Genomic DNA, 24616 nt, shown 5'->3' with positions numbered 1-24616 from the left:
GCATCCCCTTTCACTCGTATATAACTATTATTTCTTAAGTTATAAATTTCATTCGATAGAGTTTAAAAAGAAAAAAAGATCACCCGTAAAGGTGATCTTTTTTATACTTCCATAATAATCGGTAAAATCATAGGTTTTCTCTTTGTCTCTTCGTACAAGAACTGCCCTAATAATTCACGAATATTTTGTTTTAACATAGACCATTCAATTGAATACTCTTTAATCGATTGCTCAACAATCATACGTACAATCTCTGTAGAGCGGTCAATTAACGCTTCTGATTCACGAACATACACAAAACCACGTGAAATGATTTCTGGACCAGAGATAATTTTCTTTTCATCTTTACCAAGTGTTACAACAACTACTAATATTCCATCTTGAGATAACATTTTTCTATCTCGAAGAACGATATTACCAACGTCACCTACACCTAATCCATCAATTAACACATTACCAGCTTGTACTTTGCCAACTAAGTTTGCTTCATCGTCACCAAAAGCAATTACATCGCCTTTTTCTACGATAAAGATATTCTCTCTTGCAATACCTACATCTTCAGCTAAATATGCATGTGCTTTTTGCATACGGAACTCACCATGTACGGGTACAAAATACTTAGGTTTCATTAAATTTAACATTAATTTTAATTCTTCTTGGCTACCGTGACCTGAAACGTGAACTTTTCTTTCACCGTAATAAATAACATCAGCTCCAGCTCTAAATAACAAGTCAATAATTTTCGATACAGATATTTCATTACCCGGAATTGGAGAAGCCGCAATAATAACCGTATCGCCTTTACGAATTGAAATTTGTTTATGAGCTTGCTTCGCCATTCTAGAAAGGGCTGCCATCGGTTCACCTTGGCTACCTGTCGTTAAAATAGCTACCTTTTTCTCTGGGAAATTGTCTACTTCTTGTAGTGAAATAACCATACCTTCTGGAACATCTAAATAACCAAGACGTCTTGCGATATCTACCACTTTCACCATGCTACGACCTACAACCGCTACTTTTCGTCCTGTTTCAGCAGCTGCATCAAATACTTGTTGAATGCGATGTACATTCGATGCAAATGAAGCAACAATAATACGTCCTTCTGCGCCGTAGAACACTTTAGAAATTTCTACACCAACTTCTTTTTCAGAACCTGTATAGCCTGGACGCTCAGCATTTGTACTATCAGATAATAAGCACAGTACGCCTTCATTTCCGATTTGTGCCATTTTCCCAAGGTCCGCTCCACTATTTCCAATTGGAGTTTGATCGAATTTAAAGTCTCCCGTGTATACGATAGCACCTTTTGATGTATGGAAACAAACACCAACAGAATCTGGAATACTATGTGTCGTTCCAAAGAATGACACCGTTGTAGTATTAAACTCTACTGTTGAATTTGAATCGATCGTTTTTAAGTCTACACGGCCTAACATACCCGCTTCGCCAAGTTTTTCTTGTATAAGTCCTACCGTTAATTTCGTTGCATACACTGGAATAGATAATTTACGAAGTACGTAAACAATACCTCCAATATGATCTTCATGACCGTGAGTAATAAATAAACCTTTTACTCGCTCTTGATTTTCCACTAAATATGTAATATCAGGAATAACGATATCAATTCCAAACATTTCATCTCCTGGGAACATTAATCCTGCATCTACAATAAAGATTTCAGAATCAATTTCAACACAGTACATGTTTTTCCCGATTTCACCTACTCCACCAAGAGCAAATACTTTAACAGACTCATTCTCTTTTCTCTTCATGTTGTTGCCTGGTTTAAAAATCTTTCAAACACTGATTTCACTAAAATTGCAGAGACACCAGGGGAAACTCTACAACCACCATATATTCACCGTCCAAGACGAATGTCCTTACCGTTATGCGATATCATGTCCTTATTTATTTTTTAAACCAGGTTTCACCTCTCTTTCATTATATAAATCAAATATCTTATTCGATATGATATGAAAATGTAATCAAATTATAATTTTTACCAATTTTGCTAAGCATACCCGTACTAAGCTACTTAGCCATATTATACCTGATACAAGAAATAGAACACAAGTTAAATCGTGCGAAAGAGAAAGTAAAAGAACGGAATTACAACAAAAGTATCGAACGTATTTCCTTTATATTTGCTTCGATTTTGTACTCCATAATTTTTTGAAGAAATAGCCATAAATACACTAAATTTATTTCATAATATGGATTTTCAAGACTTATTCTTCTAGAATCGAACAAAAAAACTTATAAAATAAAGCTTTTTTATGAATCACATCACATTTGAGGCAATTCCTCTGAAAAATAGAATCGATAGTTTATTACTTTTATACAAATGTTTATCCTATAATAACTATGTTTTTTTGATTCATTTAAAGGGGGTACAATTATTTTCTTGTATATGTTGCAATACATAATGAAAAAGCGATCAAACACATGGAGTAATATGGTAGGTAAAAAAGAGCAGCAAAGATTTTCATACCATAAAAAAATGACCTAGTTTTATACTAGGTCATTTTTTATTAACGAGGGATAGATTGCATAACAGATTGTAACGTTACTCTTTCTTCTTCTGTTAATGGAAGAAGTGGTAAACGTACAGAGCCTACATCTAATCCAACCATTTGTAACGCTGTTTTTACTGGCGTTGGGCTTGGCGCCATAAATAATGAATCCGTTACTCTTACAAGTAATTGATGTAATTTTTGCGCCTTTTTAAATTCTCCTGCTTGGAATGCTGCAATCATTTCTTGCATTTCATTTCCGATAACATGAGATGCTACAGAAACGATACCTTTCGCTCCAACTGCCATAGCTGGTAACGTTAAACCATCATCACCGCTGTATACCGCAAAGTCGTCCGCTGTTTTTTCAATGATTTCTGTCATTGTTAACACATCGCCGCCTGCATCTTTAATCGCAACAATGTTTTCTATTTCTGATAAACGAACAACTGTATCAACGGAGATTTGTACAATAGATCGTCCTGGAACGTTATATAGCATAACCGGAAGCGGCGTGCTTTCAGCAATTGCTTTAAAATGCTGATACATTCCTTCTTGACTCGGTTTGTTATAATACGGTGCTACTAGCATTACTGCATCAACACCAACCTCTGTTGCCTTTTTAGTTAAGTCAATAGAAGCATGCGTATTATTACTACCTGTTCCAGCGATTACGGGCACCCTTTTATCGACAACAGATACGACATGGCGATATAACGCTACTTTTTCTTCTGAAGTTAATGTAGGAGATTCTCCTGTCGTTCCTCCTACCACGATTGCTGTTGTACCGTTATCTATTAAATAATTTACCAATTTCGTTGTCTTCGCAAAATCGATATTTCCGTTTTTATCAAACGGAGTTACCATCGCGGTTGCAATTGTCCCAAAATCTATCATGGTCTCACTCCTTATTGTTCCAGTTGCTTTTCTTTTGAAAGCTCAAACGCACTATGTAATGCATTTACAGCCTCCACTAAATCAGTTTCTTTTACAAGAACCCAAATTGTTGTATGGCTATCTGCCGATTGCAGAATTTGAATACCTTTTTCCGCTAAAGCTGTAACGATTTTCGCAGTAACCCCTGGGTACCCTGCCATTCCAGCTCCTACAATAGATACTTTTGCACAATGTTCTGTCACAATTGGCTCATATCCAAGGTTTTTTAATAATTCAACTGCACGACTTGATACACTATCACTCACCGTATAAGCTACCCCAGTAGGTGAAATATTAATTAAATCGACACTGATTCCTTCATTCGCCATTTCTTTAAACACATGCTGTTGCAAATCATATGCTGTTTCTTTTGCAAGCACTTTAATTTGCGTCACATTTGATACATGAGCGATACCTGTAACAGGACGTTCTTCTACATCACGGCCTTTTGTCGCACCGTCCGATGCTGAAATAAGCGTACCTTCACTATCAGAATACGTAGAACGTACACGAAGTGGTACTTTGGCATGCATCGCAATTTCAACTGCACGTGGATGCACGACTTTTGCACCTTGATATGCCATGTTACAAATTTCATTGTATGTTACCGTTTGAAGATGACGTGCATCTTTTACAATGCGAGGATCCGCAGTCATAACACCTTCTACATCTGTAAAGATATCAATAAATTCAGCATGAAGCGCAACACCTAATGCAGAAGCTGAAGTATCGCTACCTCCGCGTCCAAGTGTTGTCGTATCACCTTTTTTCGTTTGTCCTTGGAATCCTGTAACTACGATTACATCTACATTTTCTAATTCTTCATGTACACGATCGCAATTCATTTCAATAATCTTAGCATTCGTAAAATCCTCATTTGTTACAAAACCAGCTTGTGCACCATTTAATGCCGCTGCTTTTATACCGTTCTCATTTAACATGTTAGAGAAGACGATTGCTGAGATTAATTCTCCGCATGATAATAATAAATCTTGCTCACGATTAGAAATGCGGGATTCCTCTTGATTTACAAGACTTAACAAAGTATCAGTTGCATATGGTTCACCTTTACGGCCCATAGCAGATACGACAGTAACTACTTTATAACCCGCATCTAGCGATTTTTTTATATGATGAAGCGCATGCTTACGTCCATTTTCATCACGTACGGATGTGCCACCAAATTTTTGAACAATAATTTTCATATTTTGCACCTTCTCTTAGCCGTTTACACTAATTGTAATTTTACTAAGCGCTCTGCAATTTGAACAGAATTCCATGCAGCGCCTTTTAATAAGTTATCAGATACGACCCAAAGATGGAATCCTTTATCGTTATTTAAATCTTTACGGATTCTTCCAACGAATACTTCGTTTTTACCTACTGCAGTAGCTGGCATTGGATATAACTGCTCTTCTGGATTATCTTGCAGAACGATACCTTCCGCATTTGCAAGTAAGCTCTTGAATTCTTCTACTGTTACACCTTCTTTTTCTACTTCGATGTAAACAGACTCAGAGTGACCTGATACAACTGGTAAACGTACACATGTTGCCGCTACTTCTAATTCAGGCATATGCATAATTTTTTTCGTTTCATTAATCATTTTCATTTCTTCAAACGTAAATCCATTATCTTGGAATTTATCAATCTGTGGAATCGCGTTGAAAGCAATTTGGAAATGTTTCTTATCACCTGATACAGGTAAAACATTCGCCTTCACTTCTTCACCATTTAAGATTGCTTGTGATTGTTCATGAAGTTCTTCAATCGCTGCCGCACCAGCACCTGATACAGCTTGATATGTGGAAACGATTACTCGTTTTAAACCATATTGCTGACGAACTGGCTCAAGAGCTACTACCATTTGAATTGTAGAACAGTTTGGATTTGCAATAATACCATTATGTTCTTTTAAGTCGTTTTCATTTACTTCAGGTACAACAAGTGGCACGTTTTCTGTCATACGGAATGCACTTGTATTATCAACAACAATCGCACCGCGCTTTGCTGCTTCTGGCGCTAATTGTTTTGATACAGATCCACCAGCACTAAATAGTGCGATATCTACTCCTTCAAAACTTTCAGGATTTGCCTCTTGAACTGTAAATTCTTCGCCTTTAAATACAAGTTTCTTACCTGCAGATCGTTTAGATGAAAGTAACGTTAACTTCCCAATTGGAAATTCTCGTTTCTCTAAAGTATTTAACATTTGTTCACCAACTGCGCCGGTTGCTCCAACTACAGCGACATGAAAAGTTTTTTGCTTTTCCATCACTATGCCCCTTTCTAGATACCAATCCTTCTATAACTTAGAATCAGAAGGAGTATACAATACCCCTTCTAATCTTAATAACGTTAATTTTATCATATTCTACAGTAAGAATGATGGTTTCATCAAAAATTGTCCGTTTTTTTTCGTTTTTTAATTCATATATCTGAATTTTTCTACGACAACCGGTTGCAATTGCTTTCCTTGCAACGCTTCTAACACTGTATCTTCCAGCAGCTCCATGCGAGCTACCATTGAGTTCGGTTTTTTCTCTGGTGCATCTTGGCCGAATGGGACGAAATAGATGTTTTTTGTTGCCATTAGGCGCATGAGGTTGTTACCAACAGGGTGATAACAAAGCTAATGAATTTTTCATTTTTCTTCTATTGTAAATTCCTCACCTGTATCTACATACTCTGCCAAGAAAGAGAATCGTATATTGTATTTTTTCTTCTATTAAAAAAGATATAGTGATGAATTAATATAAACTAATAAAATTTTTATAATTGTGTTACAGCATTACTCACTAAAAAACCTCATTTTCTAAATCCATCTTTTCCTCCTCTTGTTCATCTCTTATTTACTTATTATAATAAACAATAATCAGTAAGCATTCTTGATAATGATTTATTTATAGTAATAGGGGGTTTTGATTTGAAAAAATACTTAATACTTATCACATCTATCTCACTTTTTCTCGGATTGACTGGCTGTGATGATGCGCATGACCAAGCAAATAATACTATAAAAAAAACAGATCAAAATAATATAAAAACAAACATCGCGAATAATCAGTCATCAAATGATGTTGAACAATTAAAAAGCTTTATTAATAATATACTCAGCCAATTAGATGAAGAGATAGAGATCTGGAAAGAAACAAATGATGGGGAGTTAAACCAAGATAATATAAAAGGAATAAACGAAGATCTTAGTTTTGTTCTTAAATATGTTAAAGAATTAGAAAAAAAAGGTGGTACTACAGATCAATTAAAACAGTTTAAACTTGCAGTTAAAACTCATATTAACGAGTTTGAAACCGGAACTATACAAGATGTTTCTGCACTGATTCAGGAAGCAAACAACTTATAAAAAAATTGTACTATTTCCGTAAAAATCAGTATTTTGTTATATTATAATTATCAAAAAAGAAGGGGCGTTATTCAAACACCCCTTCTTTTTCTATGTTTTTTTTACATTATATACATTAATTAACTTATTTTAAAATAATTATACAAATCTTACATTACCTATATATAAAATCGGTAATTATTGTTTTGACACAGGAGTAAAACTATGAATATAATTAACTATATTAACATCTTACAGTAAAGTGAATGCGTTTAATATAATATCTTTTTAGAACGATATGAGGTTTTTTATTTATAATTCCATTCATATCAAAATAAGCATATATGTTTACGCATTTAATTTTTCTATAGTTTATATTAAAGGTGGTATGTATGAAAAATAAGTCTACAGAAATTATCATTTTAAGAAGCATAGCGTGTATAAGTGTTTTACTTATACATTCTATAACTAAAAACCCTGCAAATTTTGAATCAGAAAGTACACTAGAACTATTTTTAGCTTATTTGCAGTTATTACTCATGTATGGTACACCAATGTTTGTATTCATATCTGAATTTGTAATAGCTTATAATTATCAAGATAAGCTACCCAATAACTTCATGTTAAAAAGGATAAAATTTATATTACTACCTTTTATATTTATGGGGATTTTTTATGCGATTACGTCGAATTATGAAGACGGTCTGCATTCAATTCTAGTTCAAGCCACTAGAAATGTTATTTTAGGGGATTACCATGGCTATTTCATTTTGATAATATTCCAATTTTATTTTCTACACATGATTTTTAAAAAAGTGGAAAAATATTTCTCCCTTCGTACCGTTATGTTTTTCTCGGTGCTTATAAATTTTGTATATCTGGGCTTCTTTAATTTTGTTGAACCATTTGATATACCCAATGTTGATACTGAATATATTTGGTATCGATATTCTTGGATTCCATTCCCAGGATGGATTGCATTCTTTTTTATGGGCTATTATGCTGGTGCCCACTACGAATCCTTTAAAGATTGGTTGGCTAAGCACCCAAAGAAGATATTGTATTCATGGGTTTTAACTGGTACCATGATAATTTTATTCCAAAAATATAATATTATAACTGATATTAGTTCAAAAAGAATTGATATTTTCTTATTTACTATATCTACAATATTATTATTTTTCTATATTGCATCAAATGTAACTCTTATACCTAAATTCCTTAAACTTATAAACCGCTATTCTTTCGGTATCTATTTATTACATCCGTTTTTACTTGATACCGTAAGTGTTTTCATACTAGGGGCAATACCTCAAATTGATACGGTTCTTGGTTCCTTATTTATAAATTTCTTTGTTGGTCTACTTCTGCCAATTCCAATAGTATTCCTTCTGAACAAATTAAAATTCGGACCATATATTGTAGGTAAAGTAGCACCTAAATTGAAGAAATCTACACAATTACCTAAATATAGAGCTTATACTGGTAGTCCAAGGGAATACTAATATAAAAAAAGCCGTCTCACGACGGCTTTTTTTATTATCTAATCCATTTAATATAAGACTCGTTAAAATATACCCAACCTTTGTCTTTAATATAAATCCAATCTTTATTCTCTCTCAATTCAACTTCCCATTGTCCAATGCCAATACGGCTTCTAACTCCACTTTCTGCAATGGAATAATGGAAACATTCCAATCCCTCTTTATTATTCCATATAACCCCTTTACTTCTACCATCTTTTTCGATTGCAGCATCATATTCTGTAATCCAATTATTTTCCGCGATTTTAAACCAGAAACGCTTACCATCCCATGCATTTGCTAAATAATTATGTCGAGAATCTTTATATACTTTTTTTACAACTTTTGAATTTTCATCCGGCTTTTCATATACCCACGATTCTTCTGCACTAATTTTTAAATATCCAAGCGGCAGAACTGGCTTAACTTGTCCACCTTCATTACCACCTGTAATATTATTCCCTCCATTATTTTTATCTAAATACCATGAGAGTGTTTTATTGCTATTCAGCATATTTAAATCAACACTTCCACTTACTCCCGGTAGTGTGCCTTTATCCGTATACTGCCAAATATCACATGAATAGTCCGGTTTTATTTGTGGATTTCCATCATTAGTTCCATATCTAGGTATCCAAAGGAAATCTGCTTCAACTTTATTTAATCCATACATTTCATACATATGATGTGAAATGTATAATCCCACTTTCCAACCAGCAGCTTTACATGTATCAATAAAAACTTGCGAAGCTTCTGCTAATTTATCTGGACCACAGCTTGCTAAAGTATCATCTTCAACATCGAGGACAAGAAACTTTGCATCTTTATCCACACGTTTCATGAAATCCTCAGCTTCTGTAACAGCATCTTCAACACTCACATAAACTCCATACGCATACGCCCCATGCGGAACACCATATGCTTTACAGCCTGTGACATACTCTTTATATTTATTATCTGGCTTATTAGAACCATATTGAGCACGTAAGATTACAAGATCAAGTTCTTTACTTACTTGTCCCCAATCAATCGTTCCATTATGATATGAGAAATCAGCAATTTTACCCATTTACAAATCCACCTTTTCTTTATTTTTTGATTGTGTTTCAATTCAATATTAAGTTTACCTTTGAATATAAAATCAAAAATCCACTAAAATCTCCTCATTTTCTCTGAATTTTATCGTTACTTTTAAATAATTCCTAAAGACATAGCAATTAAATAAAAAGCACTTTTTTTCTTTCTATAGAAAGTATCTCTGGTCATTAATAAGTTTGTATAAATATAGTCGTCCTTTAGCTTCTTATTATTTAAATATTTCATCTGAATAATACTATATTCATCTTTATCCAAGCTATTTCGCAATGTTCTCTCTATCTGTCTAAGCTTCATTTGATTCACTTGTTTTGTATCTAGTAATTCCGTAAACAAGGTTACGCCTGCTCTTTTTTGTTCTAACTCATTCTCATAACACACTTTTAAAGCACAATAACTCTTTAAAATACTAACAACTTCTTTTTGAATTTTCTTTTCTGTTTCCCTATCGATTGTTGAAAATAAACGTACCTGTTTCAAAAAATTATCCACCTCACATTTTTATTTTTTATCGTCAGCAAAAATTTGCTGCTTAATTTCCGTTACATCTTTAGATATGGACCCAAATGCTTTCGCCTGTTCTTCAATTACTTCTTGGTTCTTTTGAATGACTGCTTGATACTGTGCTTCACGTTGTTCATTCTTTTTTTGCGTAGTAAAAAGCATCCACACAAATAACGCCGCGAATGCACCTTGTTGAATCATCGAATTAAAAATTTGCTCTTCCACTGTTTTCACCCTTTTTTAAGTAAAATAAGCCGCCCTACAGGACGGCTTTTGTCTTATCGAATCCAACGAATAACTTTTTCGTCAAATTCAATCCAACCTTTATCTTTAATGTAGATCCAATTATCATCACGTAACTCAACTTCCCATTGTCCAACGCCCACACGATCACGGATTCCGCTATTGTAATTTGCATGGTGATAGCATTCTAATCCATTCCAAGTATTCCAAATAACACCCTTACTTTTTCCGTCTTTTTCAATAAGGACTGCTGTTTCAGGTACCCAATTATCATTTGCTATTTTAAACCAGAAACGTTTTCCATCCCATGCGTTTGCTAAATAAACATGTCCACTACCGAAAGGGATTTTACCAGCTACTTCTGCAAGTTCATTGGGATTCTTATACACCCAAGATTGACGTTCTACGCATCTTAACCAACCTAAATTGTTTGTTTGCCAATCAGGCGGTAACGAAACATTCTGACGTGTATCCACATCTGGAATTGGATTATTATCTCCTATATCTGCAAGTTTTCCTGTAACCACTTTAACAATTGCTTGTGCCACTTTATCAAAATTACGTTCATATGCATCCATGTTTCCTTTATGACCTAAAAACGCTACTTCTATTAAAATAGCAGGAGCATTTGTACCATTTAAAACAGCTAACTCTTTTCCTTCTTTCGGACCACGATCACGAATTCCCATTGCTGCCGCAACCTCTGCACTCATTTTTCGCGCTAACTCAGATTGGTCATAATACCAAACTTCTGTCCCACCAACTTCTGATGCGCCTTGATTAAAATGAATTGCTATATCTAAACGACCAGCTTTCGGATGACTATTACAATTCCTAACGATATTCGCAAGATTTTGTTGCTGTGTTCTTCCGTCTTCATCAGTTGTATCAACACAATTTTGACCAACCTGTCTTAGCAGCTCAAGAACACGATTTTTAACTCTTCTAGTCTCAACTTCCTCTTTATATCCATTCGCACTTGCACCAACAACATAAAAGTTATGTCCTGCATGGACAGTAATTAGGTTATACATTACTCAACACCTCCTTTTTTATTAATATATTCAGAGCTCGTCTTATTGCTCTTACCAAAACTAAAATTCCAACAGCATTTGTTAATGTTGAAGGTAAAGGGATGCCCATACTTCCAGCATTTTCTTAGATTGATAACAATTCATTACCCATGAAGAAGAAAATGGTCGCCTCACGGATCGCACTATTACTTCCAATTGCAATATCTACTTGAGGGGCTACTCCAACCAACAAAAAAAGCACCACTTTTTTTGCGATGCCTTTAAACCCAATTTCACTTTTTAATTCTCCAAGTATAGTTGCGGCAATCATTCCTGTAGCGTAATCAATAATTGCTATTGTGACTAAAACTTGTAATGTCAAATCCCATCATCCGCAAAAGCCACCGAATGCGAATATGAGTGTTTTCATTAATACATCAATACGATCCATCTTTTCACTCCTTTAATAAAAATAAAAAGCCTGCTATAAGCATGCTTCGTTTGGTTATAAAAGCCGTATTTTATTCAAAAATAAAAGCCTTACTTATTCGTAGACTTTGGCTTCAATTTCTCATTTTCTACTTTTAATTTTTGGTTTTCCGCTTCTAGTTCGATTACTCGTGCAAAATAAATGTTTTTCTCTCGAATAGCTTCGTTTAGTTGTTCTTCCACCACTTTTGCGTAAACTTCTGCGTTTGCTGTTATTTTCATCATTAATCACCTTTTCTAATTTATTAAATCTTTCATCCGTTTCTTTTACGTGTTTTTGTAATGCCGCAACGGTAATAGTTTGTAGTGGATATGAATTAATACCGTTTCTTTCCGCGTCTGTAAATTCAATTGGTACATCATCTGCATAAAAACCAATTCGTTTTTGAATATCTCTTATTGTTGGGACTGATTCTCCATCTTTCCGGCTTTCTCTCATTTCATATAACTTTTCCATATCAGCTTTAAGGAAATATTCCTTAGGCTCTAATTGCATGATTTTTTCTAAAGGATCAAACGAAAGTGGTTTACCACCTGTTTTATATGCTTTTTTAGATGCGACTTTAAATTCAGATGCCATAACGCCCCAATGTGAACTTGCTGGTCCATTCATTACTTGTAAGTACCCATTCATTCCAGAACCGTTACGCAAGGTTACATATTGTAGTACGATATCAGTTTCGCCCCACGGAGAAGCCTTAATTGCCATTAACTCTTTACCACCATATTTAAATAAAGAATAGTCATTGTGAACAATAAGTCCATTTTCACTCCACTTTTTCGCTTCCATAATCATTCGCTGATCCAGATTTCGAATTGTTCCACGAACTCCACCATAATTATCTCGTTTAATTTCTAGGCCTTCTGCTGTTACCGCTGCGGTTAAGCTTTTTTGATTCCAACCAACTTCTATAAATGGTTCATTATCATAAAGCGGACTGTTACCACCTGCTGTAACGTATTTTCCGCTTGCATTATCTCTTACCGTAAATCCTTGTGCTCCATAAGATGCATTTTCATTACCAACCGAAAAATAGGAACCTCGTGCTTCTGTTTCCATTTCATAACGTATTTTTCCATCCGATCCATATGTTTTAGCATATAGAACGCCGCCTTGTAACCCTGTTTCAAAACGAGCAGTTTGTCCATTCATACTTGAGGGTATGGTTTTCCACTCCGAAAATATGTTACCACCTGCTGTCATTTCTGCTTTTTTATTCTTATCATTCGGATCAATCGCTCGAATGGTTATACCTTCCAATAGTTTACTAGCGATGGATTCCGCTGTAACAGCACCTTTTAAGTTGATTCTTTTTGCATCTAATTGAATCGTTTCTTTAGAAATGTTTATGGCAGCAATAACATTTCCTTCTTTAACAGAAAGATTGATATTTCTTTCAGCAATGTCAATACGAGATTCCATTGTTTTTACATACGCGGTTGTTGCATACTTCCCATCGGCTTCTACTCTCGTATATACTTCTGTCTTTTTAGCAGAAAGTCCAATACCCTCTTCATTGATTTTAAGCCTATTATCAATTTCAGTTGTTTTCTTGTTGTAATCTGCCTTAGCTACTTTGTCAGCAATTTGTTGCAGATATTCCTCACGGTTTTTATCAACGGTATTCTTTAAAGCTGGAATTTGAAACCCGCCAACATAATCTTGAACTTGATTGATAGTAACTTTTGCTTCAATTAATTTTGCTTGTTGATTTAATTTAGAATTTGCATCAGTAATTTGTTTACCTTGGTTCGCAGTGGTTTGCGCAAGTTGCGAAACAGAATTAGAAAGACCATTTGCCGTTTGTTCCACAGTAGTCATACGTTTTTCAAATCCAGATTGACTGTTTTGGACACCTGTTACAGTAGTTTTAACGCCTTCCACACTCTTCTCAATCTCTGTTGCTTTTTTAGTAAATTCAGCATTTGTTACTTGATTTTCTGGAGCTGGTGTCCAATCCTGCGGTTTGTTCCCTTTATACAAAGCAACCCATTCTACAACGGCTTTTGTAGTGTTACTTGGAAAGTTATACAGACTTAACTTTCTTTCATTTCCACTTGTTGCTGCTACAGCTTTAAAAGTTACATAGGTAACTCCATTCGCATAAACACTTTCTGCATATCCAACATTAGTTGAGCCGCCATTTTGCCAAATTCCAAATTTCTGACCTTGTGGAGCGCTACCTTTAATTACAAATGTATATTCTTCACCTACAGAAAAGTTTTCAGACAGCGTGAATTGGTTAATTAAATAGTCCGTTTTTTCGTATTTAACATTTGAATCTAATAAAAGATTGCGTCCTCCAGCTTTATCATTATTAACTTTCGTTTCTACACTAGTTAATTTTTCGCTGATTTTTCCTGCTTGTTCTTTAACTTCCGTTGTTGTTTTCTTAAGTTCACTTGTTGTTTGCTGAACTTCTGAAATCGTCTTTTTCGTACCTTCCACATTTGATTCAACTGTATTTAATTTACTACTAATCTCACCATCTTTTTTAGTTAATGATTCTATAGATGTTTTAAATCCTTCATTTGTTTGCTGCATCTGAGAAACTGTTTTACTTATATTACCTTGTTCATTTTGTACATTCGCAATAGTACGAGTTACACCCTGCAAATTTTGTGTAACTTCGTTATATTGTCCTGTTGCTTGATTTTGCGCTTCTTGAACCTTTTGGTTTAACTCTGTTTTTGTAGACTCAATATCTTTATTAACTTGCTGTAACGTTTCATTTTTTATTGCTTCTACATCAGCAATGATAGGATCCCACGTTTTACCGTTCCATTTCTTTAAAATGCCTGGCTTACCTTTTGATGTGTCCAACCACAATGACTTTCCTGCTTCTAAGTAATCTGTTGGTGGTACATTACTTTCCACGATAGTAGTTTGAAAGTTTTTTTGATTTTCTTTTACTAATTCAGCAAGTTCTTTTGCTGCTTCGCTTTCTTTCTTTACTTCTTCAACCTTTTCTTCCGTAATTTTATTAAGTCGTTTGGTATAATCAGTAGATTGTTCTAATAACTTTTTATCCAATTCTTTTACAACAGATAGAATGTCAGAAGTCCATTTCTTTTGTTCTTCTGTACGATCCACCAATTCATCACGATTATTGCTAAATTCATAGACATTTGGTGTTTGCTCAAATGGATAACGTCTGCGTTTTACTACACGTACATCGAAATCCATATTGTACTTATGATGCTGTAAAATTGCTTTATCTCCAACTTTAGGTTCATTTGTATCATCGAAACTAGCTTCTTTATGATCTACCGTAATAGAAACAATAGGAATATCTTCAACAGCTTCCTTACATCTTTTTAACGCTGTTTCCTTATCTTTAATTTTGTCATCTTCAATATTTTCAGCTTGTCGATGACGGATAAGTTCTGGCATTTGGTATTTCAAGGGTGACTCATAATAATATTGAAATTGCGAACCGCCACCTTCTTCTTCCGAAGGTGTATGTCCTAGTAACAAAACAGAGAACGAACAATTGCTGTCATCAGTTGTCTTCTCGATTGCATTCACATTGTATCCAAACTTGTATAATTTATCTGTTGTTTTTCCAATACGATCCGCAAAAATAACGGTCATATTATCAAAAATACATTCGATATCGTATCGTTTGATTAAGTTCTGAATCATGCTCATTCTGTTTGCGCCACCAAAGTTTTCAAAATGTACCTGATTCTTTGGAGAACACTGGTTAATATATTTGAAATTACTCCCTTTGAAAATATGAGCAAGCCCTTCTTCAATAGAAAGATACCCTGTAATTTTTTGTTCTTGTGTTTGTCTAGACAATTCTGCACCAACTTGAATCGCATCACAATCTTTAAACCCTAATTCATTTAATTTATTGACTAATAGAATGTAATACTGTCCTTCAAAAACAAGTAGGTTTCTGTCCTCTACATATTCAAATACCCTTTTATTATTTTCTGTATCTGGAACTTCAAAACGAATAGAGGACGGTTCATTTTTGCCCTCTATCACTTCAAATACATTCATATCTACAAGATGAAACTGATCGCCTGTAGAAAGTTGTTCAATTTTTGGTCTTTCCACTCGTTTCATATCTTACCAACCCACTTCTAACACATCGAATTTATTATTAAAATCAGAACCATCTTTCACAAAAGAACCTCCTTTGCAAATTGCTGAAATTCGACCGTCTTGTAAATTTTCCACACGAATTGTCCTTGCCTGCACTTCAGAAACAATAGAACGGAATGTCTTTTTATTTCCACCACCTATTGCAATTTCTCCTATATGTAAGTCTGCTCGTGAAGCCCAACCCACTTTATTATTAGATTGCAACATGCCGCCATGAAGTGCCCAATCTAAAGTGAAGTAATTCCATACACCATCTTCCCAACATCCTTGTACATCAGGATTCACAATACGTACGCCCCTGCCATAATCAGTAGTAATCCCCTTGTTACACGCTCGTATAACTGGGTTAATAATACGTACATTTTCATAACGTGGCGCGGTGTCGCCATCCTTACTTTTAAACCAAATACCGCGCGATGTTTCTTTATTTTTTCCATTCCGAACATTTACGCCTTCAATTGTAAAATCTTCGCAAACATCATTTAATATTTGGAAAATCAAACCATTTCCTATATCGTTTCCGATTATTTTTTCTGTTTTGAAATAAGAAACATTATTAAATAATCCAAGCTCTTCTGATACGTTTTCAGCTTGGACATTATAATTTATATTTTTATGAATGATTTTATCAATAGGCGTAATTTCCACAAATCCTTTTTTTACGTTTTTTAATTTGAGGTTTACGGTTATGTTGTCACAAGGTGTAAGGTCGTAAGGCTTCGTATTTTGATTTGTGAGCGTATTTTTATCATTGAATACATAAAGCCCAACTGTTGCTCCTATGGATGTCGTAGCGCTACAATCTGCCGCTTCTATATTGATTTCTGCATCTTTTACAGCATTTAAAACGACATATGATTGTGATTCACCACCATTGATAACTTTCGTATCAATTTTTATGTCTTGGCAATGTGATAAAACAAAGGTTTTTGCATCTTTGATTTTTTGTATATCGAACTTACCACCTTCAAAGGTAATTCCCCGTGTTTTATCATATCCACCGATATTCACGGTGTCTTTATTGTTAAAAAATGTGGTACTACCTGCTTTTAAAATAAAAATAGCATTCGGATCAGCCCGAATACTAAGGTTACTTGGGATATTTAAATCACCAATCGTATATTTTCCTGCTGGAATATCTAATGTCTTACCTTCCGACTCATCTAGTGCTTTCTGAAAGGCTGCATTATCATTTCCGTAATACTTTACACTGTTGTAAGGAATCATGGAGCGGATCGCAACCTCTAAAGAAGTATGAGCACCTTTTACATTGTTCACTTCTTGTTTAATATCATCATAAGCACCTTCAAAAGCCAATGCTCGCCATTCTGTATCTAAGCGCAAAAATAAGCGTTTGGTTGTCTTGTCCATAGCAAGGACTGAAACACCTGTCTTATCGTTAGCAACAAAGAACCCTACTCCTTCAGTGCTACTAGGTGGCATCCCTTTAGCTCCTGCAATATATCGGAAAAATCCTGATTTCCCTGTTAATTCGGTTACATCCGTGACTGACAAAGCGAGTCCTACATCGTCCGTTAACTTAACCTTTTGAAACACATCTGTAGTATCCAATTTCGTTTTTATTTTTTGGTTAAATTCACGTAATGTTTTTTCGCCTAACCTAGCTGCAATCACTTCATCAAAACTAGACGGATTTGCTACTAAGAAATCTGATATTAGTTTTTCTACTATATGCAAGACATTCGTATCACCATCTAGAATCATTTTTTCCAATGTTGTTTTATCAGTCCCGTATCGTTCTAAGAAATTATTAAACGTATCCTCTAAATTTATATGATTAATAGCATTCTTAGTTATGCCACTATAAATCAAATCAATTTCTTCGTTTAATTGCATTCGTTCATCAGCGTTAATAGAACTATTAATATGATGTTTTCTGTCCACATTCTCACCCCTTACAAGTAATAGAATTTCGAATCAATTTCACACCAATGGAATGAAGAGGATTCGATTTTAATTTGATTGATACCTGGCGCAAGATGAATTTCTCCAGCATCAGCATGACGAACTAAATTCCGACCATATTCGTCTTCAATATGAAGTCCCTTCATTACAATGATTCCTTGTGATACTGCGCTAGGATTATTAATAGTCAATGAATCATTTGTTGTGAAGTTAGTAATTTTCACATAACGTGGATCACATTTAATTCGCCATATAATATCGTGTTGCGATGGATTAATTTCCATCGTCCCAATATTTTTGAAATAGAACATTTTATCTTTGAATGTATAATCGTATGCATCATCCCATTCTAAACCCATGCCCCATGCAAATTTATTCGCATCCCATTCTTTTACATCTGTTGATCTAAAGATACTTTCTCCAAAACCATCAGGTATAGAGAATTCAATAACAATTTCAAACATTAAAGAACCGGACGGACGATTAATTTTCATGTCTTCATACTCAACACGTCGTCGTATGCTCGGTTCTCTTGAATAAATAATATAAAAGTCTTCTAATCTACCAAATAGGGCGTATAGTTCATTTCTTTTTTCATATACGCCCTCAATATCCCCTGTATTCACAAGAACCCTTAATTGACACCCTCGCTCTGTATAACTTTTATTGTAATGACGAACGCCGAATTGCCCTTTCATCTTCATCTTGTCCGACTCTTTCCGAGGTGGATCAACTATTAATTCTAAAGTTTCAACATTGTAATCTTTTCTAAGGGAGCAAGTTTGTCCATTCTTAAATAAAAGTATTGTATCCTGCAATATTTATTGCCCCCTCTTTAAAAAGTTAATATTGTCTTCGCGATAATTTTCTTTTTTAACAACACGTTGAACTGTGCGACCATCCACGATAACCGGCTGATCTACTACAACTTGTACAATCATATCTTGTGGAGAAGTAGGAACGGGACCACCTGCATTTATAACGGGAACACTCATTGCCCCTGCTGCATTAACAATCATAGCTTGTCTACTATTTGACATATTTCCATATACACCGCTCATAACGCTTTTTAGCTCTGACAATTGGCTCATAGAACTAGCCATCATACGGCTCATATCATTCATGAGTTGATTCATACTCCCAGTAGTGCCAACCATTGTTGCGGCAATGCCCTCACCAATTTGACCTAAAGTTTTTCTATTCAATGGAAGTACCGCTTCTTTTCCGGCTTCCCCTGCACCTTGTAGGTTTCCTCCATTCATTCCGAAGATAGTTGGTTTAGTGAAGATACCACCCTTTGCACGCCAATCTACGTCGATTCCGGATGGGAATGTAACATCTTTACCTAAAACATTTTTTGTGCTTGTTTGTAAGCTGAAATGCGGCAGTTTAGGCATTTCAGGCTTTGGAATCTTTAATTTCAAATCACTAAAGAAACCTTTAATTTTCCCAATAAATTCTTCTACCTTACCAACCGCCTCTTTGATTGGATCAATGATATTACGTTTAGCCGCATCGAATTTTTCTTGTGCTGCATTTTTTACAGCATTGAATTTTTCTTGCGCTGAATTATATAAGTCTGTAAATTTTTGTTTGGCTTGATTATACGTTTCAGTTACTGGATTAATTACGTATTGTTTCACTAAATTCCAAGCTGTAAGTGTATAAGATTTTATCGTTTCCCAATTACTTAATATCCAATTAGCTAAATCTCCAAGTTTTTGCTTGGTTGTATTCCACAACTCTTGGACAGGTTGAATGACGTACTGTTTTACCAAATTCCACGCTGCTGATGTATATGATTTTATTGTCTCCCATTGTGAATTTAGCCATGAAACTAAATCACTGAACTTTTCTTTTACTAAGTTCCAAGTGTCTACGACTGGTTGAATGATATATTGCTTAAATAACCCCCAGGCTACTTGTGCCACAGCTTTTGCAATTTCCCATTGTGTACCAAGCCAAGTAACCATTTCACTGATTGTTGTACTCACCCAATTGTAAGCCTCTTGAATTGGGTGAATAATATATTGGCTTATAGCTGCCCAAGCAATTTGCGCCCCTGCCTGAATAAGTAGCCAACCTGCTTCTAAAACTGTTGCGATAAATGAAATGATTGGATCTAAAACGGTAACAATGGTATTCCAAGTATCTTGCCAAGCTTGTACGAGTGTTCCCCACAATTCGGAAGCCGTTGTAACTAAAGAAGTCCACCAGGAAGACGCTGTTTCCACAATTCCAGACCATAAGTTACTAAAGAATTCGCCTATCGGATCAAAGAAACTATGCATCATTTCTGTGAATGAAGCCCAAGCTCCAGAAAAGAATTCAACAATCGAACTCCATGCACTGCTGCATACCTCACCTATCCCTGTCCATAAATCGCTAAAAAACTGACCTATTGGATCAAAGAATGCATGCATTGTTTCTAAAAATGAATTCCAAGCTTCACTGGATGATTGCACGATACCGTCCCAAACTCCTACTAAATATTCCGTAATAGAATCCCAAGTATCTATAATCCATTGTTTAATATCATCAAAGTTTTTATAAATCGCAATACCTATGGCTGCTATAGCGGCTATGATAAGGGGAATAGCCGCAACAAATCCAGCCGCTGCAGCCGCTCCAATCCCGAAGATACTCATGACGGTCACAACTATAGGCGCAAGTGCCATAATCGCACCGGAAATCACACCGATAGCTACTCCGATAGTCGCTAATGTCGCTGCTAATTCTGGATTATTAGAAATCCATTCAGCGAATTTAGAGACTAGATCTGCTACAACTCCAAGAACTGGTTTCAGCGCCATCTGTAAATCACCCATTGCTTTTTGAAATTTAACCGCTGGACTTGCATCCATTTTTTTAATAGATTCATTCAATTTATCCTGATTCTTCTGGAAGTCTACGGTTTTTTCTGAAGCACTTATTAAAGTGTTAGTTAAATTTTGTCCTTGGTCTTCAAACATAGTGGCTAGAACTTTAACCCCCACTTGATTTCTTTTTACTGGATCTTCTATCCCTTCAATTGCTTTAGCTACTTCTACCATAGCTTTCGAACCATCACTTCCACCTTTAGCGACAGCTGCACCCCACTTTTCTATTTGTTCTGTGGCAATCCCAGAACCATCTAGCGCTTCTTTCAAAGCCTTATCCGCACCTTGAGCAAATTCAGTTAATTGAATCCTTCCTTCTTTAAGCCCATCTAAGAGATTATCAATCATTTATATTCAACGTGATTCGCAACGTCACGCCCGTTCTCTTATGAACTGCTATACGTCACCGCATAGATTAGACTATATCTTCAACTACTTGAGTTGCTCCCCGTTTCGAGTGCCATTTGCTTACACCCTACGTCTTTCGACTAGTCGTTGCACGTTCCTTAATTAAAAGGCTTCGCTCAGTATTGTCTCATTTGAGAGTTTCACTGAATTAAAGGAGTTTTTCATTGTATGTCACCATACAAGGGAACTATAATCTAATTCCAACTACCTGTTTCAACGCCTGCTTCCATAATCGCTTGGACTTCTTCCGCTTTAAAACCTGCACGAGTCAGCTGACTTCCGTATTCGGCAATAATATCTAGTTGCTCTGGTGGAAATCCCATTTTTAACAACGCATCAACCATACCAAGGGCATTATCTTGAGTTATCCCTAATTCATTTCCTATTTCATATGTTTCTTGTATTAACTCTGTAAAATCTATACCTTCATAAGATGTTGCAATTACCGCTGCGCCTTTTACTATAGATGCGTTAGCTTCATCGCTAATATTTTTATTTAAAGCCCATTGCCTGCGCACGCCCTCTAAAGATGCTTCGGCATCAACTCCATAAGTAGCGACACCTCTAATAGCTTCTTCTACTGACTTTTTGGAGGACTCAGGTACATCAAAAGTAATATCAATCTTTGTTTTTAACTTAGACATATCAAGTGCTTTTTCAATTGTCCCGGCAATTCCACCACCAGCTACCATTGCACCAAGTACGTTTTCTAAACCAATATCTAATTCTTGAAATTCCCTTTGCGTTCTTTGGGCTTCATGTTGTAAGTCTCGTAATTCATTTCGTACTTGTTGTATTGAATTACCAGCATCCACAGATCGTAACGCTCTTTGTAATTTCTCAATATCTGCTTCAGTTCCTAATGCTTCACGACCAATAATCCCAATCGCTTGTTCTAATTGGCGACTTGTAGCTGTTCCGCTTTTAATTGCATTCACAAGACGATTTCCTAATGCTCCTGCAAAATCATCAACGCTTTTTCCTGTAGCTCTAAACAATGTTTCTAATTGCCTTGTGGAACTCGCTACATTCTCTTGCTCAGCTTTCATGTTTCCTAGTTTATTTTTAAGACCATTAAGTGACCCTTCTGTAAATTCAATTTCACGTCTGAATGCACGATATTGTTCTTCAGAAATTTTACCTTTTTGAAATTGAGCTTGTACTTGTTGTTCCGCTGCCTTCAATTTATCTAGCTTTTGTGTTGTATTTTCAATTTGTTGTGTAAGTAACTTTTGTTTTTGAGCCAAAGCTTCCACGTTACCTGGATCAAATTTTAATAGGCGCTCAACATCTTTTAATTCTTTAGTCAAAGCTTCACTTTGTTTATTTACATCTTTTAAAGCATTTTGTAACGGTTGAGTATTCCCGCCGATTTCTATCGTAATCCCTTTAATTCTTCCGGCCATTTTCTCACCTCATTTCTTAGAATGAATCAAAGTCTTTTTGATTTGCTTTTCTAACTTTTTCTTTGTCTGGGTTCTCCATTTCAGCAAACTCAGCGATGTAATCAAAACAATCACCGATTGTCATGGTTTCTAAATCCCAATGCGTTAATTTCGCTTTATAACAAAGAGCAAGGAACAAATCAGTGGTTAATTCTTCATCACTGAATGTCCCTTGCTTTTCATTATTTGCTGTTATTTTTTTTTTGCTCCCATAGTGACTTGAACTAGTTCCATTATGTCTGGCATGATTTCTTCAATTGGGAATTCTTCAAATTCATCCAGCCACGTCATAGGATCAGGAATACTGGAATCAGCCGTTTTAGCGAATAACCAAGTCAAATCATAAACAAGCTCAAAATCCACTTTACTTAAATCAAGATTAGATGTATCGATAGGTTGTTGTGATCCATCTGGTGAAGTTAACGTACTAATTGCTCCTAACCCCATCATATCTGCAAATAAATTACGTCTGAATTGTGCTTTATATCGTTTAACTATTGCCGCTGTACTTTTTAATCTGACTCGTTTTCCGTCTATTGTAATTGTCTTTTCCATTTACTATTACGCTCCTTTTGGTGCTGCTGGTTTTTTAACGTACACTTCTTTGTACCAGTTATCGTAAATTGCTTGAGTTGTTTTAGAAGTTGTTTTTGTTTTAACCATTGGTCTTCCACCAGGTGCTAAAACAATTGGACTAGAAACAAATTTCAATTCATTTGTATTCGGTTCAGCTGAGTTTGTCTTTGTTTTAGATGCGATTGTTGGACGACTTGCCGCACAGTTATACATAACATGTCGCGTTGCGTTCACATCGCCATCGAATTCAAATAGTAATGCAAATGATTTTCCTTTGGCATCAGCTAATTCATTTAATACACCGTCTGTTTCATCTAATTGCTCGCCTAATGCATCGATAGCAAATTGCTCCGGAATAGTCGCAATAGATAGTGTTCCATCGTAACCTTGGTTATTACTTGCTGCATAGTAAAGCATGTCATCAGCATAGAACTCAATTAAATCACCACGTGGTTCAAAAGTTAATTCAACTCCACCGGGTAGTGGAATTGGTGTACCAAATTTCACTAAAAAATCTTGAACATCATATGGAACATAATGTACATTCTTCAGACCAAACGTAACTTTATTTTCTTTATTCACCTACATCAACCTCGTTTCATAAATTTTTTGATGCATTTTTTCAGATTCAATAAAAGTCCCATACGATTCATAAGGAATCTCATAATCGTCTAGGACTTTTTCAAGTTTGGCTTCTGCAACTAAATCTTTCCTAGTTGTATAAAGCTCAATATTTAAATCGTTTATCTTGTGATAGGCCTTGTTATCAGCCATTAAATTTGCTGATCCGTCCACAAGAAAACAAATATAAGGTGGTGCTGGAACTGGATTAGTTGGCGTTGCTGTAAAATACGAATAAGCCACAGGATAACCTGTAGCTTCTAGGATTTTTGTTAATTCACCTAATGTCATTGCCCGACCGTCCTTTCAATACGTCTTGGCAATTCGTCAATTACATACTCTTCAACTGGGCGAATATGTACTTGTGCTGGAACTCGACCACCACCCACTTTCGCATGTCCCTTTTCTAAAAGATGCGTTAATTGTCCTTGCGTATTATGAAGGACAACGCCATTACCTTCTTTTTTCTTACGCCATCCTTTACGATAAGCGCCTGTTTTTTTAGGGCTATTTTGCTTTAACTTACCTACAGCAATATCTCCCACTTCATCAATTTCATTTTCTAAGTTTTCTTCCAAAACATTTACATATCTTTGTAATTCTCTAGCAAGATCGCTCGCAAAATCATTCATATTAAGTATGCTCCTTTGCGATAATGGTCAATGTTTGGTACATTTCATCATCATTCATTGGCGGTTCGATAATGTCAAAGATACGTTCTTTCATTTTAATTCGCATTTCTTCTGTAATTCCTGTTGTATATGGGATTACAAATCGATAAATCCGAGTAGCCCGTGAAGCTGAAGCTTCAATGTACTCAGATCCTTTCACCGTTTTTATCATTGACCAGGCTTTTTTTAATTCCTGCCAAGATGTTTCGATTACTTGGTTCAATTCATCTTTTATTACTACAGGTTGTTCAATGCTTATTCGATTCCTAAAATCACCTGTATTCAGTGGTTTTTTGTACTGAAAAGGACGCATA

20 protein-coding genes and 2 pseudogenes are annotated in these 24616 nt (G+C 35.4%); 2 read left to right on the top strand and 20 right to left on the bottom strand.

Features of this window, described 5'->3' with window-relative positions; translation table 11 throughout:
* Window positions 1-101: 101 nt before the first annotated feature.
* From DN389_RS10680 to spoVFB, 5 genes and pseudogenes are all read right to left on the bottom strand, one after another.
* Window positions 102-1772 (bottom strand): ribonuclease J, encoded by a 1671-nt coding sequence (locus tag DN389_RS10680; RefSeq protein ID WP_000823080.1) that lies wholly within the window; start codon window positions 1770-1772, stop codon window positions 102-104.
* A 759-nt stretch (window positions 1773-2531) separates the two neighbouring features.
* Window positions 2532-3410, bottom strand: a complete 879-nt coding sequence (gene dapA / locus DN389_RS10675) for a 4-hydroxy-tetrahydrodipicolinate synthase (protein WP_000564777.1) — start codon at window positions 3408-3410, stop codon at window positions 2532-2534.
* A gap of 11 nt (window positions 3411-3421) precedes the next feature.
* Window positions 3422-4654, bottom strand: a complete 1233-nt coding sequence (gene dapG, locus DN389_RS10670) for an aspartate kinase (protein WP_060487543.1) — start codon at window positions 4652-4654, stop codon at window positions 3422-3424.
* 23 nt (window positions 4655-4677) lie between these two features.
* Entirely contained in the window at window positions 4678-5724 is a 1047-nt protein-coding gene (gene asd / locus DN389_RS10665; RefSeq protein ID WP_098190022.1) for an aspartate-semialdehyde dehydrogenase, read from the bottom strand.
* Between the two features lie 150 nt (window positions 5725-5874).
* Window positions 5875-6063, bottom strand: a pseudogene (gene spoVFB / locus DN389_RS10660) (dipicolinate synthase subunit B); the annotation flags it as partial.
* A 312-nt stretch (window positions 6064-6375) separates the two neighbouring features.
* Between spoVFB and DN389_RS10655 the strand changes: the two are divergent.
* Together DN389_RS10655 and DN389_RS10650 are read left to right on the top strand one after the other, a co-directional pair.
* Entirely contained in the window at window positions 6376-6813 is a 438-nt protein-coding gene (locus DN389_RS10655) for a hypothetical protein (RefSeq protein WP_064470345.1), read from the top strand.
* Window positions 6814-7184: 371 nt separating this feature from the next.
* Complete coding sequence (locus DN389_RS10650; RefSeq protein WP_255450679.1) at window positions 7185-8297, top strand: acyltransferase family protein; 1113 nt, start codon at window positions 7185-7187, stop codon at window positions 8295-8297.
* 34 nt (window positions 8298-8331) lie between these two features.
* On the opposite strand, the gene DN389_RS10645 is transcribed toward DN389_RS10650, so the two are convergent.
* The 15 genes and pseudogenes from DN389_RS10645 to DN389_RS10575 all read right to left on the bottom strand — a co-directional run bounded on the left by DN389_RS10645 (window position 8332) and on the right by DN389_RS10575 (window position 24615).
* On the bottom strand, window positions 8332-9384 hold the full coding sequence (locus DN389_RS10645; protein ID WP_088122961.1) for a GH25 family lysozyme: 1053 nt from the start codon (window positions 9382-9384) through the stop codon (window positions 8332-8334).
* Window positions 9385-9506: 122 nt separating this feature from the next.
* Entirely contained in the window at window positions 9507-9890 is a 384-nt protein-coding gene (locus DN389_RS10640) for an ArpU family phage packaging/lysis transcriptional regulator (RefSeq protein WP_098208811.1), read from the bottom strand.
* A 21-nt stretch (window positions 9891-9911) separates the two neighbouring features.
* Window positions 9912-10139, bottom strand: a complete 228-nt coding sequence (locus tag DN389_RS10635; RefSeq protein ID WP_000392437.1) for a BhlA/UviB family holin-like peptide — start codon at window positions 10137-10139, stop codon at window positions 9912-9914.
* A 53-nt stretch (window positions 10140-10192) separates the two neighbouring features.
* Complete coding sequence (locus DN389_RS10630; protein ID WP_088122964.1) at window positions 10193-11191, bottom strand: N-acetylmuramoyl-L-alanine amidase; 999 nt, start codon at window positions 11189-11191, stop codon at window positions 10193-10195.
* Window positions 11184-11621: pseudogene (locus DN389_RS10625) on the bottom strand (phage holin family protein). The gene DN389_RS10630 and the pseudogene DN389_RS10625 overlap by 8 nt, the downstream one beginning before the upstream one ends.
* 120 nt (window positions 11622-11741) lie before the next feature.
* The gene (locus DN389_RS10620; RefSeq protein ID WP_075313535.1) at window positions 11742-15737 is read right to left on the bottom strand and encodes a phage tail protein; all 3996 of its coding nucleotides are present in this window, start codon (window positions 15735-15737) and stop codon (window positions 11742-11744) included.
* Between the two features lie 3 nt (window positions 15738-15740).
* Window positions 15741-17681: a pectate lyase family protein gene (locus DN389_RS10615; protein WP_075313537.1), complete on the bottom strand. Its 1941-nt coding sequence runs from the start codon at window positions 17679-17681 to the stop codon at window positions 15741-15743.
* 11 nt (window positions 17682-17692) lie between these two features.
* Window positions 17693-18520 (bottom strand): phage tail domain-containing protein, encoded by an 828-nt coding sequence (locus DN389_RS10610; RefSeq protein WP_098705283.1) that lies wholly within the window; start codon window positions 18518-18520, stop codon window positions 17693-17695.
* Between the two features lie 3 nt (window positions 18521-18523).
* Window positions 18524-20929: a phage tail tape measure protein gene (locus tag DN389_RS10605; protein WP_149237099.1), complete on the bottom strand. Its 2406-nt coding sequence runs from the start codon at window positions 20927-20929 to the stop codon at window positions 18524-18526.
* Window positions 20930-21183: 254 nt separating this feature from the next.
* Window positions 21184-22395 (bottom strand): hypothetical protein, encoded by a 1212-nt coding sequence (locus DN389_RS10600; RefSeq protein ID WP_149237098.1) that lies wholly within the window; start codon window positions 22393-22395, stop codon window positions 21184-21186.
* A gap of 231 nt (window positions 22396-22626) precedes the next feature.
* On the bottom strand, window positions 22627-22989 hold the full coding sequence (locus DN389_RS10595; RefSeq protein WP_149237097.1) for a hypothetical protein: 363 nt from the start codon (window positions 22987-22989) through the stop codon (window positions 22627-22629).
* A gap of 6 nt (window positions 22990-22995) precedes the next feature.
* Window positions 22996-23592: a major tail protein gene (locus tag DN389_RS10590; RefSeq protein ID WP_016108987.1), complete on the bottom strand. Its 597-nt coding sequence runs from the start codon at window positions 23590-23592 to the stop codon at window positions 22996-22998.
* Window positions 23593-23922, bottom strand: a complete 330-nt coding sequence (locus tag DN389_RS10585; protein ID WP_149237096.1) for a hypothetical protein — start codon at window positions 23920-23922, stop codon at window positions 23593-23595. It abuts the gene before it with no gap.
* On the bottom strand, window positions 23919-24263 hold the full coding sequence (locus DN389_RS10580) for an HK97 gp10 family phage protein (protein WP_149237095.1): 345 nt from the start codon (window positions 24261-24263) through the stop codon (window positions 23919-23921). The genes DN389_RS10585 and DN389_RS10580 overlap by 4 nt, the downstream gene beginning before the upstream one ends.
* Window position 24264: 1 nt before the next feature.
* Entirely contained in the window at window positions 24265-24615 is a 351-nt protein-coding gene (locus DN389_RS10575) for a phage head closure protein (RefSeq protein WP_149237094.1), read from the bottom strand.
* Between the last annotated feature and the right edge of the window lies 1 nt (window position 24616).

Origin of the sequence: Bacillus sp. AY3-1 (assembly GCF_008368785.1) — a bacterium.
Lineage (GTDB): Bacteria > Bacillota > Bacilli > Bacillales > Bacillaceae_G > Bacillus_A > Bacillus_A wiedmannii.
This window is presented reverse-complemented; position numbering and strand designations above follow the sequence as displayed.